Origin of the sequence: Segatella paludivivens DSM 17968 = JCM 13650, from assembly GCF_000373185.1 — a bacterium.
In the GTDB taxonomy this organism is placed as follows: Bacteria; Bacteroidota; Bacteroidia; order Bacteroidales; family Bacteroidaceae; genus Prevotella; species Prevotella paludivivens.
Genome location: NZ_KB890634.1, coordinates 21080 through 40787 on the forward strand (window position 1 = coordinate 21080; position 19708 = coordinate 40787).

The window sequence follows — 19708 nt, forward strand, 5'->3', positions numbered from 1 at the left end:
AAATAAGATGAGGGCACTTCTATATGAAGTGCCCTCATCTTGTATTTAGTTTCAATCGTCACTTGTATATGTGACGACTGAATTTGCTTTATTCAGCCAATGGATCAAATGTTCCAGCAGAACCAGACTTGTTATAGTCTGCCCATCCTATTGTCTGAGGCAAAGCCTTATTGGCAGAAGCAGCACCAGAGCATAGGCCCAATAGATAATAGTTTGGACGGAAATTCATATACTCAGAGACATGCTGTGCATTATATCCGTCACCCTTCTTTAGCTTACGTTTCAGATTAGTCTTATACCATGTTGCCAATTGAGAAAGCTGATCAGTGATTGGTTTGCGCAAGTCAACACCGGTAGGGCGTGTGACACCAGCCTTTACCATTGGATCAGAATCATAAGTAGTTCCACCAAGACCATACTTGTCAGCAACACGGAATTCCATATTTTCACGACGCTGTCCGTTAAATGGTTTGAATCCAAGCCATGTGCAAGTATTTCCACCCCATCCTGTCAAAGTCCAAGAAGCAGGAGCACCTGCGACTTTCTGGGCACCACCATCAAACAGCATCCAACGACGCATATCATCAAAGCGCTTACCTTCATAGGCAAATTCTATCTGACGTTCATATAATATAGCACTCATACATGCAGCCTGATCAGATGAAAGGTTTGCCTGCAAACCACAGTCACCAGTATATCCAACGCGCTGACGAATCTGCTGCAACACAGCCACGGCTTCGTCAAGATGTCCTGCACCGCAAGCAGCCTCGGCAAAGTTCAACAATACTTCAGCAAATCTTATTTCGAGAAGCGGAGCTGCTGAATAATATGGTGCGGCACCCTTTACATCAGCTGCAACAAATGTATAAAGAGGACTGGTATTAGCATCAAGGTCATCTGACTTTTTGCGCACGTATACACCAGATCTATTTAGTAATAAGTTATCTGCACCGTAAGAGTTTCCACTTTCTGTATTGCTCTGATCATCCTGAGAAGTGTACCATACATAGTTCCACAACACAAAATTCTTACCGTCAGAAGGGTTGTTGGCTACAGCTGTACTATAATCGCCATTATATGCCCATCTGAAACCTGGAAAAGTAAATGTGCGATAGAAACGAGGATCACGATCTACAAAAGGAGTCTCAGAATCATAAGCATCATCTGAGGTCTGTAGTTTTGTATATGTACCAGTACCAGAAGGAATCTTACCATCTTTCATAGGGAACATGTCAACCAACATAGCCGAAGCATTCTTTCCACTACCGCCTGCATTCTTTGGTCTAATACCTTTTTCCCAACTGTTGTTCTTCTGATTATCAAGACCGTCACCAGTGATGTTATTATAAAGAGTTACAAAAACAGCTTCAGGATTCTTCACTGATTGCGTAAAGATGTTAGCATATCCCTGTGCATTTTCACCAGAGCCCTGATAAAGTCCATAGCCACAAGCCTTTATACTATCCATCTCCTGCTTCATCACAGTATATGCCTTTGTCCAACGACTCTCATCATTTGCACGGTTAAATATAGGACTAGCCCATAGCAACAACACACGTCCTTTAAGAGCCTGAGCTGTACCAGTTGTTACTCTTCCGTAATCATCACCACTCCAGCCACCGCTCATCGTCTTTGAAGCAAGCAATGTTGCAGCCTTGTCAAGGTCACTCAACATAAACTCAATACAAGCCTTAGTTGAAGAACGTGGAGTTACAGATGTCACAACAGGATCCATTGTCTCTGTCACAATAGGCACGCCGCCATACCATTTTACGATATTGTAATAACACCATGCACGAAAGAAATAGCACTGTCCTAGTAATGTATTCTTCTGATCCTGAGAGATCGTTCCGCCATTGATGCCTTCGATGACATCATTGATATTACGAATGCGTCCATACACAGCTTCCTGTATATTAGACTGAGTAGCCATAAAGTAATCTGGCACCTGATTAGTCGTACTTGTTGAAGAAAGTTCAAATTCAGGATTTACAAAATCACTGAATCCGCTATATTCCTCAGTAGACTTACCTGCATTATCAGCATTACCCATTGAAGGATACTTCCATGACAGATCGTTTGAAGTTGGCAGACACCAACTATATACATCATTAACTCTGCCGTTGCATCCACTATAATAATTATAAATATCTGTATTCACATTATCATAGTTTTTCTTATCTTCAAGAAAACCATCACTACATGAAGCCATAGCTAATAGACCTGCCATGCAGAAAACTGATATTTTTATATTCTTTTTCATTGTAATTGACATTTATAGTTTTGCTATCTGTTAGAAAGTAACGTTCACACCAACCGTGAACTTTCTAAGGTTTGGATAACTGCCGTAAGAACCAGCCATTGAACTCATGAATTTATCAGGATAAGGGTTCAGGAAGCTAATGAGATTCTGGCCAGTTACATTAAGACGTACACTTTGTAAACCAATCTTCTTTACTAACAGAGAAGGTATTGTATAAGCTAAAGTCAAACGGTTAAGTTCTATTCTTGCAGCACTCACACGCCAGAAACTAGAAGCTACAGCATTAACATCAGAATATGCAAGGTTTGGATAATATCCGTCAAGATTCTGAGCAACAACAAGTTTGCCTGAAGCATCATAAACATCTTTGTAAGAGAACATATTTTTTACATTCCAGAATGATGGCATGTTGCAATATTCCAAACTTCCCGTTGGTTTCAAGGCTGCACTAGGTATAAGAGTGTATCCACCCCAACTTGCACCTAACTGCGCTGTTATTGAGAAGTTTTTATAATCTGCACCAAGATTCATTGTTAGACCATAGATATTATCACGATTTGACAAACATACCTGATCGTTATTTTGATCAACAATACCATCTGGAGCAGCATAAGTACCGTCAGCTTGTTGAGCACCTCTCACATCTTTATACATAAGCATTCCAGGGCGTACCTTATCCTTTGTCAATCCCATATAAGATGTAATATTATACTTAGTAAAGTACTCATCTATATCCTGGAAACTACGGAACATTCCGATGCACTGCATACCCCATGTACCCACATTTGTGCGACTACCATATCTAATTTGACGATAGATATATTCGTCTTCCCAGTCCATGTTCAGTACCTTATTATCAGAATATCCTGTATTGATACCAATCTTATACTTGAAGTCTTTACCAATCTTGTCGTGCCAGTTAAGAGAAAGCTCCCAGCCCCAAGAATCCATTTCACCAAGATTTGAAGCTGCAGAAACAGTACCTACTGTAGAAGGAACAGTCTGAAGAATATTCATCAACATTTCGCGATTCCATTCTCTATAATGATCAAGTGTCAAACCAAGACGCTGATCAAAGAAGTTTGCGTCAATACCGATGTTAAGCTTATAATCCTTGTCCCAATGAACATCAGAGTTTACGGCAGAGTTGTTTTTATTAATAGTAATTCGGCTGCCAGAATCATTGCTTGTTCCTTCACCAAATACAGTACCCTTATTAGCATCCAGCGCATAGACCTGCATCCACTGCCATGCTGCTGTATTATCACGACCTGTAAGTCCAAATGATGCACGAAGCTTCAAGAAGTCCATCCACTTTACGTTCTTCTTGAACCAAGGTTCCTCTGATACTACCCAACCAGCACTTACTGCAGGGAATGTTCCCCAATAGTTTTTAGGAGCAAACTTTGTTGACGCATCAGAACGCAAAAGGAACTCCAATAAATATTTGTTTGCATAAGCATAATTCACACGACCAATATATGACAATGTACCACTCTCACTACGTGTGAAAGTTGTAGTCATTTCACCTGTTGCAGCATTATACTGACCGGTAGTAAATTCATAAGGATTTTCACGCTGACCTGTTAGATATTCACTCTCTGACTCAGATTTTTCTACAGAGAATAAAGCCTGAAGATGGTGCAATCCGAAGTCGCGCGCATACTGTGCAGTAAAGTTCATCTGGTAGTTATCTGTACGTGTCATAGAACGTTCCAAATAGTTACCATTAGATGTTGTTGTTCCTACGAAGTTAGACGCAGCTAGGTACGAATCATCTTCAGAACCTGTGACAGGAGTATAAAGATGGCTACCACTACCATATCGATTTGTCATCTGATACAGTGTATATTTTGTACCGTATTCGTTGCCCTTATCGTTATTAATGCTCTTACTATAAGAGAAGCTAAGTTTCAAGCCCTTTAAGATATTGCTCCAACCAAAATCATAGTTAATACTACCCATGATATTTATATTAGAGTTCATATTCTTTTTATAGTCACCATTATTCTGAAGTACACCATAATTGTAACCCTGACTTTGATCTTTCTGAGAATTGCTAACGCCATAAGCAGGTATAGCATATCCGTTTACAGACTCTGGTATATAATAAGGATGGGTAAGCAAAAGATTATAATCTTTTTCGCTGCTAGAGCCACCGACTTTTACCAAAGGAGTCTTCTGCGAACCATAATCTCCAGATACAGTAAGATTTGCGCCAAGCCATTTGCTGACCTTCACATCAATTCCTGCACGATAGTTAAAACGATTATAATCAAGTTTACCTAGATTACCTCCTTGGTCATAATAAGACAGGCCTGCAAAGTAATTCACTTTGTCTGTTGCACCGCTTACATTCACACTATGCTTCATTGTTGTACTGGATTTCCAATACTTATCAAGTAAGTCATAATTCAGTCCCTTCATAGCCTCTAGTTCATCAGCCTGAAACAAACCAGTCTTTCTGTTGAGTGCAGTATTTGTTGGATCAGCTGCAGCCACTGCATTATACAAACGACCGTATTCATAAGAGTTGAGCATTTTTGGTCGTGACACTTCATCAGCAAAACCAAATGTTCCGCTATAACTGATGCTTGGTGCTCCCAACTTACCCTTTTTCGTTGTAACAAGAATAACACCGTTAGCGGCACGTGCACCATAAACAGCAGCAGAAGCATCTTTCAATACAGAAATACTTTCAACTTCTGATGCATCAAGATTGTTGAAAGCCTCAACACCTAGATTCTGAGTTGTGTTACCAACTTTCACATCATTAGGGTAAATATAGCCATCAATAACGATAAGAGGCTCTTGTGCATTAGAACCGATATCACTAAGTGAGTTGGTATCACGAATAGACATCTTTGCATTTTCGCCTGGACGAGCATCGCCTCCGCTAATGCTTAATCCATTGACCAATCCACTAAGACTGCTTGCAAGTCCTCCATTAGCTAGATCTTGAATATCTGCTACAGGAACACTTGCTACAGAACCCGTAAGGTGAGCCTTCTTTTGAGTACCATATCCCACGACAATAACGTCTGTCAAATCAGTTGAATTTGTTTCCATCTGAATTCGTCCTCCTGTTGTGGTGGTATCTTTATATCCTATATAAGTGATGGTAATTTTACCCCCATTAGGGACATTAATCTTATAATTTCCTCCAAGATCAGATACTGTTCCGTTCTTGCTGCCGGCAACACGTATGGTAGCACCGATAATTGGTTCGCCATTCTCGTCAACAACTGTTCCCTGAACAACTTTATTCTGAGCCATTGCAGGCGCAGCACAAACTAGAGCCAGTCCAAGAGCCAAAGTCTTTATATATTTACTTTTCATAATATGTTTCCGTTTGATTAGTTGTTATTGAGCAGAAGGAAGCCATCTTGGATCTCCTGTCTTTGCATTCACCTGAGCAGCATTACTAATAGTGAAATCAGCTTTGTCTGGATTATTGAAAACTGGATTTTCCTTTATATCTGTTCCTGTATCATCATATCCAGTTGGAACATCAAAGGTTATACCGCCTGTATTTTTCTGCATATATGTATTATTCTTAAATGTAGCAGTTTTTTGATTTGTTTTACCTGCTAAGAATCTACGAGCCACACCTGAAGGGCTGCAATACGCAAATATACAGTCTGTCATATTCCAATAAGCATTAGTCTGTCCAGCCATTCCATTGTAGTTACCCCATTGCCCATTATTACATACATTATAGAATGTTGAGTTGGCATAAGTGGTGTTATTACTTAAATAGCTTATATTCTTTGCACGACCACTTGTCTGATAGAAATACTTATAATCGTAAGAACCAGTTTCATAGAATGTTGAATTTGACACTGTTAGCGACAATATATTTCCACCCTTATTCAAATAGAAAACAGCATCCAATACAGCAGCTGGTGTGAGGTGAACAATACAATTATTTACAACGACATTCTCAATATACACAGGCTGCTTGTTGTCATAAACAAAATAGTTGTTTACATTGTCTATATTACATGACTGGATATTCAACTTGTCCTGCAAGAAATAGTTACTACTTATCACGTTTTTGATTAATGGTGTTGCATCCATCGAAACAAAAGGCGTTGCAGAGGTCCCACAGTCAAAGTTAATATTCTTTAGTGTGAGTCCGGCATCCATAACAAACCCCGCATTAGCAGTGAATTTTACTGTTGGACGCTTGTTTTTATTCGTACATCGAAGTGTAATCTTATTAAGTTTTGGAGTTATAACACCAGACATTGTGTAGCTACCACCGTCAGCAAGATTGAAACACAAATCATTTGATGTGCTGTCAGCAGGGAGTGTTATACCAGCAAAATACTGTGTCAAATCTGTATTGTCAGGAATAGTCTTATATGTAGGAGTATAAGTATTATATGAAATTTCAGAATTCTGTTCAGCCGCAGTATTATTTGCCTTAGCATTTGCAGCCGACTTTATAGAAAACTTATAATAAGTATCTTCCTTACGAGAGAATGTTATTGCTGTACCGTCAACAAGTTTGTTTTCAATACTATCCACAGCAACAGGTTTGTCAGGAGTAGTAACGTCATACACCGACACGATGTATCCGCCTGCGCCAAATACCACAGGCCAAGAGATTGTTTGTTTTGCACCACTTGCATCAGGAGTTACAACAATGGAATCGGCATTTGGTGATTCGAGCTTAACCCCCGAAACAGTAGTAAATCGTTCTCCATTGTCAAAACCATCCTGTGCACACGAGCCAAATGTCAAGACAGCTACACCCAACATAAGGTAGCCACCTAGTTTACGTCGTGCTATGAAATGATTTTTTTTCATGATTTAACGTTTTTAAGTTTAACATATCATTTTAGTTCATTATTTTTTCAAAAATACTTCTTTGAGATATTCGACGTTGCTTCCGAAGTTGTATTTCACGTTTTTTATACGCCTAACATCACGACTACGTTCCACTACAAGCCATCCGTTCCACCCCATTTTGTCAAGAGTCCGTTTAATCTTGGGCAAATCTATTTTGCTGTCGTATCTCAGAACTGTACTATCTGTATTACTAGCATGAATCTGGGCTAAATTATCACGCCCTAGCTTTTTCAATTCATAAGATATATCTCGTTTGGAATCAGCAGCATCCTGGAAGTTATAATATATCTTCACACCATTGCTATGAATCTGCTTCAAAAGTTTTATATCATATTTGGCATCCATTGCGGTACGAATAGCAATGATAACACCTCGCTTCAAAGCCATCTCACCTGCCACATGCAGTCTGTCAACTAGAGAATCATGAATAGCGCCTTCTTTTTTCCAATCATTTCCACATCCGCCCAAAGGAAGAAAAGCTACTTTGCTATTGAAAATTTCCATCGTATTAAAACAGTCTTTCAATAGTTCTACATAGTTTTCACGAGTAATAAAGTTCTGTGCAAAGAAACCAGACATTGCAATAGATGGCACTTCTATCTGCAAACTATCTGCTGTATGCTTAAAAATACGAGCATCATCGGCATTACGGAATCTGTTATCAAAAAGCACACGGTTACCCAAAGGTCCCATATCCATTTCAACCCCATCGGCATTAATTTGTCGCGCCAAAGCGAACTCACCCAATTTTTGCCTTTTCAGAATCATCCAGTCACACACCGCAACACGATATCTTGGCGTATTTTGCGCTTCTGTTTTTATAAATGGTACCAGCAGAATAACCGATACAACGATTAACTTTAAAGACTTAACAGCCATTTGGCATTAATTTCTAATTAGATACTTAGTTAACTAAATTATCTCTATAGACGATATTTACAGAACTTTGTAATCAGATAAAATAAAAAAATATAATTATTCCATAAAAGAAATATTTATGCCCATTCTGTATATTCATTTTAACAACTTGTATATACATGACTATTTTATTACTTTTGCATTACTAACTTAATAATAGAAAAACAAAAAACAAAAAAGTTTCAAAAATCAGGAACAGCCTCCACTTCAAGCGTAAATTATTATATTTCAGCCTGTTAACTAGTGGAGGTATACCTCCACTATCATCCACTATCCTCCACTAAAATTTGCTATTTTCTAGGATAAAACAACAAGACGCAACAAAGTTACAGCTTTGAAGGTTTGATTATAGTAAAAGAATAAAATAGAAATTTATTTACTATATCTTAATCAACAAACATCTCGTTGATGCAACTTAAACATTAGCAACGACAAAACGAAAACGTTTGATCGATGAAATGGAAACTTTATAACGATGAAATGGAAACTTTACATCGATATAACGCAAACGTTTGATCGATAGAACGGGGAGATAGATGATTAATAATAGAAACTTAGTAACTATAAAATAGAAACATTTTTCACGATAGCAAAAACTCGTGTAGTGAAACCGAGTTATTGTTACCAGCAAAGTGTATAAACACAATGATCATATAATTAGTTTCTCCGACATGCCATTGAGTGATAAGGGCCTAATCACTCTGCACTTTGCGATACATTAGAAAGTGATTAGGCCCTTATCACTATCCAATAAAATAGCTGGATTATATTTTTTGCAAAGAATCGGGTATGATAATTGGTCATAAAACGCCAAAAATAGGTGTGTTTTCGATTTTAATGTCACTTTTAGCCCGATAATGTCACTTAATGTCACTCGCTCAGACCCTATAAACAGGGCGTTTGTGACATTATGACATTAGTGGCATTGAAAAAACTTTTTCTGGTATAAGACAATATCATAAGAAATGAACAATATAACGTTGCTATAGCATCGTCTAATTATATTTATTATTACTGCTGTTAAGACATAATACTTACCTAAATATTAACACTCATTATCAGCCACCCCTGCCTTAACAATAGATATCATAAATATAGATTCACAACACAAAAGACCTCACTTTATTTTTTATTAAAAATCTTAATTGAGTCAAAAAGCATATCATATTTTTCTTTATTCTCAGTAGGAACATTATAATAATAGAATTGCACACCCTTGCAAACATCTTTTCTCCAACATCTATTATTTTCTTTCCCAACATAAATTGTATGTCCTTTTTTGTTTACTATTGCAGATGGCTTATAAGAATCAACATCAAATTGCATTAGTCCCCCTTCATGAAAGATAATGCATCCCCCATCATTGAATGTATATATATAGACAACACCCTCTTCATAATTTTCTTTTTGAAAATGAACAGGATTGGGCATCTTCACGACAATGCTCTTTGAGAGCAAATCTACACGTTCACTTTCAATGGAAGAATGTGCCATCTGATTTAAAGCAGAACATGACACAAAAAACAGCAACATAATACCAAGGATTTTTTTCATGCTATTTTTTATTGCTTACTTTTCTAAAGTATTAATCCATTTTCCTAATATTGTATTATTCAATGCCATTTTTAGACAGGGCTACATTTCTCTTTAGCAACCTAAAATTATATTAGAGAAAATATTATAAAATGAAGCTTACAAAGCTATATATAAAGAAATTTAAATGCAACAAAATTCATCTATCAAGCAATCATTTTTGAAATCACTATATTGACACAATTGCATATTATCATTTTATTTATATAGAAATATCAACTGAATCAATATAGCAGAAATACAATCTATTCTATTTATTTGGCATCTTCGATTTGAATATTTAAGCCTTCAATTAAAATAGCTTGTTTATTACTTATTGGAATAAGCTGCAACTTCTCATTATATAGCTGAACTACCTTTTCACCTTTTTTCTTGAATGGGAAATTTCCATAATGAGGAACCGTATAAAAGTCGACCAAATCTAAAGAAGTACAGTCTTCCAATTCTGGAGCTTTTTCTATTGGATCAAAGTTTACACTTTTTATATATTCTGTATCAGGAGATGCTATTATAGCTCCAGCAGATTCTCCAATGTACAATTTGCCCAATTCTACTTGTTCAGCTATGATTTTATCAATACCTTTTCTTTTTAACTCTTGCAAAAGGAAGAATGTATTGCCACCTGTTATATAAATATAATCGCATTTGTGTAATCGAGAAGATATTTCCTCTTTGGAAAGTTGAGTGATCTCGACTTCTTCTACAATTAATCCTGCTTTTTCCAAAGCTTTTTTTCCTTTTTCTACATAAAATCGTACTGATTCGGTAAGGCTTGCAGTCGGTATAAAAGCTATAGTTTTCCCTTGCAAATCCTCTTTGACATAATCGACAAACAGATTGGCAACATCTGCAAATGATGAGCATAAAAATAATCTTTTCATATTTTATTATATTAACGTGAGTTCAATGAATTGTAAGCATTAAAACGTTTGGTGATCAATGAAATATCATTATAATTTAAGGTTAAAGATCAATAGATCACCAACAAGAATCGCTATAATCACATAGGACAAAGTTACTATTTTTTTTTGTATTTCAAATAATTTCTAAAAGTTTTCTAATACTATCATAGTAAAATACATGTTGATAAGCAACATGAAACGTGAATTTTATAATTATTAATTTAAATCTTTACATATTTTACATGTTTTTTGTATATCACTAATAATAAGCAATATACCAAAAACATATCAAATCATATTTCGATTATGATTTCCTAATTTTTTCATCAAATATTTGTGCTCCACCCTTAATATTGTAAAGAGAGGACAGCAATTTTGCACGAATATTAGTTATAACCTGTGGAGAAACATCCAACAGACAAGCCATTTCTGAAGGTAAAAATCTTAATCTCGTCAAAAGACAAAGTAGAAATTCACGCTCTTTCAATACGCTTTCTTTTGATATTAGAAATGACAAAAATACATTATCATATTTCTCAAAATGCAAGCGTAAAGATTTTATATCTGAATAAGATGCTATTTTCCCTTTTTGAGATATTGCATGCAGATAATTCACAATTGGAGCATTAAAGAATATATCACGCATACCCCATTGGTCAGGACGCAACTTATCACTTTGCTGTGATGAAAGCTTTTCTTGCAGGCTTTCTATCTCATTCTGTAAACGGTCTATATACTCACTATTCTGCGAGTCTTTCTTTTTATTAGCACGTGATAATTCCTCTTCTCGATTGCGCAAGGTAAGAATATCGAATGCGTAACTTGTATTTTGCTCTTTTATTCTATTGTAACGAAGTCTATTTCTCAGATAAAAGAGCAGGAAAAGCAAGAATAAGACTATGATCACAACGATAATAAATGTTGTTCTGATTTTTAATTCATAGTCTTTCTGCTGTGCTAAATCCTTATATTTGCTGTAATTAAAAATAGCATGCATCTGTTGTAGATGCCGTGTAGACATATGTGCGTAAGATGAATCTACTGCATTATTCCATAGTTCACTATATTTTGCGATTGAATCAGCATCTTTCTTTTTTCTGTATAACATGAACAGACCCTTGGCAGCAGCTTGTTTATTATTAAAATCACTATAGTTATAAAGTTCACGTTCAAAGAAAAATTTTGAAGAGTCTAATTTATTAACGCCTAAATAATAAAGCCCCTTATGATATCCACGAATACCATATTCCTTAGTATCTATATATTTTTTATCAAAATACTTGTCTGAAATATCCATATAGTATTTTGCCTTAACAAACTTTTTTTGCAGAAGATAAATATATACTTCTAGGTCGGAAGGTACTGTGGCTAATTCTTTATATCCATATCGTCTATACAAACTACGCACGTGCCTATTAATTATAAAAACAGAGTCGTACTTCCCCTTAAAATAATATTCTCTTTCTTCATTTCTATAATATGATAATGCTCCTAAGGTATCTTTGGCTATGAACGCGTATTTAGCAGCAAGTTTAAAATAAGAAAGCATGATATTATATGAGTCCTGCTCTTCATATCTTTCTGCCATCTGTCCATATATTCTTGACAAGGTATAAAAATCACAATTTTTATCTGTAACATCTGCATGCTTAACAGCATCTTCATAATATTTTATTGCGAGAGGAGCATCACCCATATCACGATATACACATCCTAGTAGATAGAATGCTTCCATACGTTGATTATTGTTACCATTATCTGAATAATAATCAACGACATCCTTCATAGTACTATCTGATGTCATAGAGATAAAAAACTTGTTGTGTGCACTAGCAAGCAACAATTCGTATCTCATTCTATCAGCTTTTGATAAATTATTTTGATCATTGCCAATCTTTCGCAATAACTGTAATGCTGTTGTATCTGAGTGACGGATACAACTATCTATTTTATTCCACTCAGCAGTGTGTGCATTATTCGTGCAACCTATAAGACTAATACTTAATATAAAGAATATTACAAGATGTTTCATGTGTTATTATTTTGGCATGTTCTGCCGAGTGCAGCTTATCTTATGCAAAGATTACGCAAATGAGAGCAGATACATCAAACTCGTTTGAATGTTCTGCCGAGTGCAGCTTATCTTATGCAAAGATAAAACAATTATCTTAGATAGCAAAATGAGACTTAATACTAGAGGCTTAATCCCTCAGAAAAAATAAGCAATTATATTTCACTAGAAATTCTAATAAAGATTATATTGAATAATTTAATTCTTTTATTTCTGACTATTAATAAATTCACGAGGACTAACGCCATATCGCTTCCTGAAGCATTTACCAAAATAGCCAGAATCACTGAAACCAGATTTATAGGCAATATCAGCAATACTCAATTCTGACGTTTTCAATAATTCAACGGCACAAGCCAACTTACGCTCCTTCACGAAATCAGAAGGAGATAATCCAGTAAGAGCTTTAAGGCGTTTGAAGAATGAGCTCCTACTCATACCCAACTGTTTGGCAATTAATTCGATATCAAAGTCTTCCTGAACTAGATTACTATCAATGATTCTACTAACATTATCAACAAATAATTTATCCTGCTGTTCAAGATAGAATTTCTTCTTGAATTCCGACACCTTAGTCTGGATATAAATATCGTTCTTCATCTTCAGCTGATACTTAGCATACTTTATAACAAAGTAAGCCGTTACCATGAAAATCAATAGATAAAATGTATACGCCCACCATGTAGCCCACCAAGGCGGCAATACCGTTATCTGCATCTTGCAACTGCTCATCTTACCTGGATTAGCAGTATCTATTGCCTGAACAACAAAAGTGTAATCTCCAGGAGGCACGTTAGTATAAGACGCAATTCGGTTGCTGCCATTATAATGCCAATCCTTATCATATCCGTCTAGCTTGTAACGATAGTTCACTCCATCACGATTATGAAAGTTCAATGCAGCAAACTCCAATGTAAACATTGACTGATTATGTTTAAGTTCCAGTCTGTGAACATAGTTTATAGCCTCATCAATAATAGGATCATCAACATAACTGCGTATATCCCTGTTATTTACCTGACAGCCGACAATATATACAGGATATTTTACATTTTTTGTTTTAAGAGCCTCTGGTCGAAATGCCAATATTCCCTGTTTGCACCCCATCCATAATTCTCCATTTGAATTTTTCAAAGAAGAAGTCTCTTCCATATCCACATGTGGAAAACCATCTGTATTGTCAAAATTCCTTATGCGATCAGAAACAGGATTATAACATGACAAACCATGATCATTGCCTAGCCAGAGTCTGCCACTGTTATCCTCTAAAATAGAAACAATAACATCGTTTCGTAACCCCTCACGTTTTCCAAGAGACTTAAACAAAGGAAGATTCTGCTTTTTATCATATCCAGAAATACGACTCAAGCCGCCACCAAACATACACACCCAAATATTCTGCCGATGATCTTTATATAGTGCATAAACATCACTATTAGCCAAGGTATTTGTTTCGGTCAATCTGTAAGAATCAAATTTTATATGCTTTACATCATCAAAGTTTGCATCAAAAGACATCAATCCATCTATCGTTCCAACCCATATTCTACCATGGCGGTCTTCAACCATATTTCTTACTTCAAGATAAAGTCCATATCCCGGATAGTTCTTCATTCCGTTATACTTATTTTTGAACTCTATCCTGCCATTATGTTCCACGATAAGATTCAAACCACCATCAAGCGTTCCTACCCAAATGCGTCGATGACTATCCTCATAGGTGATATAAACGTTATTACCACTTATTGTAGATCGATCGGCAACATTGTGCAAATAATGAACAAAACGGTACCCTCCCTCAACGCTCTTATCTGGCAAAGCCTTTACTAGTCCGTCACCTTTAGTTGACAACCACAGATTTCCTTTATGGTCTGCCATTATATAATAAACGCTTCCTATATGATACTTGTCATAAGAATATTTGAACTTCAATTTACCGTTTATGTCAAGCAAATAAAGATTCTTACTGCGTGTGCCGACCAATACATCTCCATTTTTAAGTTGAAACAAAGACCTCACGCCTTCCTTATCACTAGGCGGTAAGGGAATGATACGGAACTGACGTTTTGGAAAGTTAAATCGATAGATGCCATTGTTTGTTGACGAAAGCCATAAAATTCCATCACGGTCTATATTCATACTAAAGAAATGTGCTCCTTGCTTTTCATCACTCAATTGCGGTAACGTTGCGACATTACGCATTTCAAGAGTCTGTCTATCAATATAAAGAGCCTCACCCGCCTCAGTGAGATAGAATATGCCATGTTCTCCAGCATCGCAAAATGAAGGGGATGTTACACGACCGAAATAAGAAAACGGAAACATTTTTTGTTTGCCGTTACGAGGATTGAAATATTTTATTGAAGTAGTGCCAACAGTCCATAAACATCCAAAGCGATCCTTATAAACATTAGACTCTACAGACTTTCGCTGAAAATAATCATACCATTGTTTCTTTGTCCATTTACACCCTTTAATCGGTTGAACAAAAATGCGATAGTCTTTTCCTACCCAACCAGCATAACCAGAACGTATATCTACAAAATTATCCTTCAGTTGATAATCAAACGTATTAAGCTTTCCACGAGAAGACGCAATCAACTGAACTTTAATTCTTCCATCTGGCAATGTGTAAGCTTGTAATAAGTTCTTGTCTTTCGTAAGCAGTAATACCCGTCCTTCTGGTGTCGACTGTATCTTTATGATCTGTAGATTACGAGAATACGGTTTCAGTTCATCAAAGATATTCTCAAAACGCTCAGTGCGTTTAAAGAATACAGATAGCTTCCAGTCCAACGTTTTTATCCATATATTTCCCTGTCCATCTTCCACAATAGTCTCTATCTTTCGTGGAGGTTGGTCGGAAACAATGTTCACTGCACTGGAAAAGTTTTGAAAACGTGTTCCATCAAAACGTGTAAGGCCATACCATGTGCCAAACCACATAAACCCTTCCTTATCCTTTAAGGAACAGTTTACGATGTTGTTTAGCAATCCATTTTGTTCAGTGTAATGAGAAACCAACAAATCATCCTTTCCCGAATTATTCGCCAAAGCTGAAACGGAAAGTAAAACAAAAAGCAGTATGTAGGCTAGTTTTCTCATTACACCGCCAAAAATACAAAATTATTTTGATATTCCGAAATCTGCTTGCTGCTGTTCTACCTCTTTAAGCATTTTTTCTTTCTCCTTTGCAGATAATACAATACCATTATGCTTTTCAACCACGTTATTTGAATTCTCGGAATTATTCTTATCCAGCTGATTTATAAAGCAAAAACTGCCTTCATAAGGAACCGACTCAATGTCAAGTTCAGCAGGAACAGGTGCATGCGTACCAGGGAATTGCACCTCTGCACGGATATGTATCTTGCCTGCTTTGCGTGTAGAGCGAAGCAATATTGGAGCAGAGCCCCATTCCACTTCACGAGGATTGGCATTTATTGTACCATCATCAATAATACTACCTTCACCAGTGACTGTAAACTTAACGCATTCCTTAGCCAAACGACGCACATTACCATTATCATCTGTAACCTCAGCCACAACAACAATAAAGTCGGAACCATCAGCAACCAAAGGTTTTCCCATTGTGTCAGCATATAAACGAAGACGGGTGCTGCGACGTGAAGGCATGCGACGTGAAGTGCAAACTACTTTGCCATTTACAATACCTTGTGCAACCATATTCACTTTCTGCCAGTTCTTTTTTACATAACTATAGTTACGAGCTTCAAAGAAATTCCATACGCCCTTGAAGATAACAGGAGCAGAATACTGCTGATTATGAACAACAGGTAATGTCCAACTCTTTTCATTATCATATACACTAAGGCGTACGCTGTCACAATTTGAGAACACAACTACATCACTGTCCGAGAATGGAGTCAACTCATTAGCTATATTCACAACTGGTTTGCTGCCCAATGTTTCATACATAGCAGCCGCATATTTGGGTTGACGGAAAGCATCAAAGTCTCCTCCCCAATAAGGATCTGGGTGATAACCTCTCTGATGATCAAAAGGATGCCACTGAGCGCCACCAATAAACTGAGTCGTTGGAGTAAACATTTCGCCTGTCGTCTTAGCTAGTGATAATGCCTGAACAAGTTGAGGGCGTTCACCCCAGCTACGACTCGCACGATTGATACAGTTATGAGCATACCAATCATCAACAAATTCACCAAATTCACGTGTAAATATACATTGACGCGGACTATTTGACTTTAGCTCATCACCCGGCCAACCATATACTACATCGTAATGATCACGAACTCCCTCTGAATTTAAATCAGCGGCAGCAGCTGGACGATATGGATAAGGGTATTCGTCTCTGGTAATCTGCAATGATTTCAATGAAAATTCAAGCGGATAATGTGTCTCGTTAAGGATTGGTTCCCACATCAGCACAGAAGGATGATTTCTGTCGCGTCGAATAATATTATGGGTATTACTTAACACACGATTTTCAAACAATGTATCCTTGTTCCAGAATTGCCATCCCGGAGTTGCTACAATAACGAAAACACCCAACTCATCACATGCATCCATGAATGAAGGATCTTGAGGATAATGAGCTGTTCTGATTATATTGAATCCGCAATTCTTCAATCTCATGACATCACGCCACTGCTGACTGTTTGGAACAGCATTACCTACATAAGCGAAATCCTGATGACGATTACCACCAATCAGTTTGCGATATCTTTTACCATTAAGCCAGAAGCCATCCTTTCCACGAAATTCGATAGAACGAATTCCAATCTTTGTCATTCCACCGTCAAGAGTTTTTGAACCTTCCTTAACACGTGTAACAAGATTATATAGATATGGACTTTCAGGCGACCATAGTTTTGGATTGCGTACTGTAAACTTCAGAGTAACACTCTTCTGCCCAGCAGGAATTAAAAGACCTTTACTCACTCTCTTTATTGTCTTTCCACAAGAATCAACAAGCGTATTTTCAATATTCAAACGACGTTCCTTATTTGATATATTTCTAACATTCACATCTACCATCACATCAGCTGAATGTGTTGATATATTAGCATAATGAACAAATATACCAGCATCGCGTCTGTCTTCAACTTGTGGATTGGTAATAAACACATCGTTTTTAGCTATGAGCCACACATCACGATAAATACCGCCATGATAAGCAAAGTCAAGAGCGTATTGTGGTTTGCCTGGAGGATAATTCTTATCATCTGAATTATCAGCCATCACAGCAACAACACAACTATCACCCTTATGAAGTCCAAATTCATCCAGATTAACTATTATTGGAAGATAGCCACCAAAATGAGTCGTGGCTAGTTTACCGTTGATATATATCTGCTGTTTGCCCATTATGGCTTCAAAATATATCTCACTATGATTTGCAGGTACAACAAAATGCTTTCTATACCAAGCTTTCCCCTGATAATTACGACAGCCACTAGCCTCAGCAGGTTCGAGTTTTACGCAATGTGGAGTTGAAACCACTTCCCAACTTCTATCATCAAAACCTACTGATTCTGCATTGGGTACATCACCAAGGCAAAAACGCCATTCAGGATTAAAATTCCATACTTGGCGACCTTGAGAGGCGATAGGGAAAAGTCCATCTACAGACGTATCGTTCTTTGCCATACTAGTAATGCATGACAATACAGCCACAAACAATAAAATTATTTTCTTCATACTAAACATTATTTACCAATTATCCGTACGGAAAGAACTTACCGGCAGTCCGTCATGGAACAAATCTCCTACAGCCCAATCATGAAATGCATATCTCACAGCCACAGGATTCTTTACTTCGTCACTCTTCACATATACCTGATTGCGTGTTATCCAAGCCTTTGCTGGATGAAACACCTTGTCTGCTCCGGCTACTTCAAACAAATTACTTGATGTAGAATTATTGAAATATACCCATTCACGACTACGGCTGAATGAAACCACAGCAGTATCACCGCTAAACTTCACTCCACTGTATGCTGCAAATTCAGGAAGTCCACTTTCATTATAGGTGTTTTTCAAAGCAAGCATAGCAAGACGTTCACCAGCCTCACGCTTTTTGCGTGGATGAATTCCATATTGTAAACCAGCATCCATCAAGACTGCCATGCGACAATTTTCCACTTTGTTTTCTACAATAGACTGTTGTTCACGAAGATACGCACTGTTGTAATTCCAATTGATTAAAGAATAATCGTAGGGTGCTATCTGACAGTAGTAAAAAGGAAAGGATCCCTCATTCCATTCATTTCTCCAACCGCTTATCATCTTTTCCATTAAAGCAGAATAAGAAGATGCGCGATTTACATTATCCTCTCCCTGATACCATATCACGCCACGCATGGTGAAACCAATCAAAGGACGCAACATTCCATTATATAAAGCTGTAGGACAACGTTGTGCCCGCTTGTCAACATCAGTTTGGTTGGTGGGTAACTTCACATCAGGAAAAGCCTTCAACCAATCAGAAGACATCCATGCCTCACAGGCACTGCCACCCCATGAAGTGACGATTAATCCAACAGGAACTCGCAGACTCTTACGCAATGTTGAGCCGAAATAATATGCCGTCGCACTGAACTGACGTATTGACTCTGCATTTGCAGCATTCCATTTTCCCAGCAATGTATCAACAGCCTGTAAACGAGCATTGCGACTGACCGTGAACAGGCGCAAGTTACTATCAGCTCCTGTCATCAATTTCTGCAAAGCACCATCAACAGGTTGCGCTTTAAATCCCTTCATCGGCATTTCCATATTACTCTGTCCGCTACATATCCAAACCTCACCAATAAGGATATTATGAAGAGTGAGCGTTTTTCCGTCAGAAAGTTTTATATTATATGGACCTCCTGCATCAGGAGTACTTATCTTCAGTTTCCATTTGCCGTCATCTCCAGCTTTAACCTTATAAGTTTTGCCATTCCATGACGTAGTTATGGTCACGGTTTTTAAAGCATCCGCAGTTCCCCATATATTACAATTAGAATTACGCTGCATGACCATATTGTCGTCAAACATTCGTGGAAGTTTGACCTCTGCTTTCATGACTATGGCAGACAATGTCATTGCCACACCAACAAGTAGTTTGTTGTATATCAT

10 protein-coding genes are annotated in these 19708 nt (G+C 37.2%); all 10 read right to left on the reverse strand.

Translation table 11 applies throughout. The annotated features are described in order from the left end of the window. Positions 1 to 88 precede the first annotated feature (88 nt). Entirely contained in the window at positions 89 to 2263 is a 2175-nt protein-coding gene (locus B045_RS0104310) for a RagB/SusD family nutrient uptake outer membrane protein (RefSeq protein ID WP_018463042.1), read from the reverse strand. A 30-nt stretch (positions 2264 to 2293) separates the two neighbouring features. After that, positions 2294 to 5602 carry a SusC/RagA family TonB-linked outer membrane protein gene (locus B045_RS0104315; protein WP_018463043.1) on the reverse strand — a complete coding sequence of 1103 codons (3309 nt, stop codon included), beginning with the start codon at positions 5600 to 5602 and terminating at the stop codon, positions 2294 to 2296. A 24-nt stretch (positions 5603 to 5626) separates the two neighbouring features. Next, positions 5627 to 7078: a DUF4992 family lipoprotein gene (locus B045_RS0104320; RefSeq protein WP_018463044.1), complete on the reverse strand. Its 1452-nt coding sequence runs from the start codon at positions 7076 to 7078 to the stop codon at positions 5627 to 5629. 39 nt (positions 7079 to 7117) lie between these two features. Beyond that, positions 7118 to 7999, reverse strand: coding sequence for a sugar phosphate isomerase/epimerase family protein (locus B045_RS0104325; RefSeq protein ID WP_018463045.1), 882 nt, complete (start codon positions 7997 to 7999; stop codon positions 7118 to 7120). 1161 nt (positions 8000 to 9160) lie between these two features. Beyond that, on the reverse strand, positions 9161 to 9592 hold the full coding sequence (locus B045_RS0104330) for a hypothetical protein (RefSeq protein WP_018463046.1): 432 nt from the start codon (positions 9590 to 9592) through the stop codon (positions 9161 to 9163). Positions 9593 to 9885: 293 nt separating this feature from the next. Next, positions 9886 to 10512, reverse strand: coding sequence for a Type 1 glutamine amidotransferase-like domain-containing protein (locus B045_RS0104335; protein WP_018463047.1), 627 nt, complete (start codon positions 10510 to 10512; stop codon positions 9886 to 9888). A 325-nt stretch (positions 10513 to 10837) separates the two neighbouring features. Further along, the gene (locus B045_RS0104340) at positions 10838 to 12565 is read right to left on the reverse strand and encodes a hypothetical protein (RefSeq protein WP_018463048.1); all 1728 of its coding nucleotides are present in this window, start codon (positions 12563 to 12565) and stop codon (positions 10838 to 10840) included. A gap of 246 nt (positions 12566 to 12811) precedes the next feature. Further along, a complete protein-coding gene (locus tag B045_RS0104345) occupies positions 12812 to 15709 on the reverse strand; it encodes a two-component regulator propeller domain-containing protein (protein ID WP_018463049.1) in 2898 nt (965 codons plus the stop codon). Between the two features lie 21 nt (positions 15710 to 15730). Further along, the gene (locus B045_RS0104350) at positions 15731 to 18286 is read right to left on the reverse strand and encodes a glycoside hydrolase family 2 protein (RefSeq protein WP_025883927.1); all 2556 of its coding nucleotides are present in this window, start codon (positions 18284 to 18286) and stop codon (positions 15731 to 15733) included. 12 nt (positions 18287 to 18298) lie between these two features. Continuing rightward, a complete protein-coding gene (locus B045_RS0104355; RefSeq protein WP_018463051.1) occupies positions 18299 to 19708 on the reverse strand; it encodes a sialate O-acetylesterase in 1410 nt (469 codons plus the stop codon).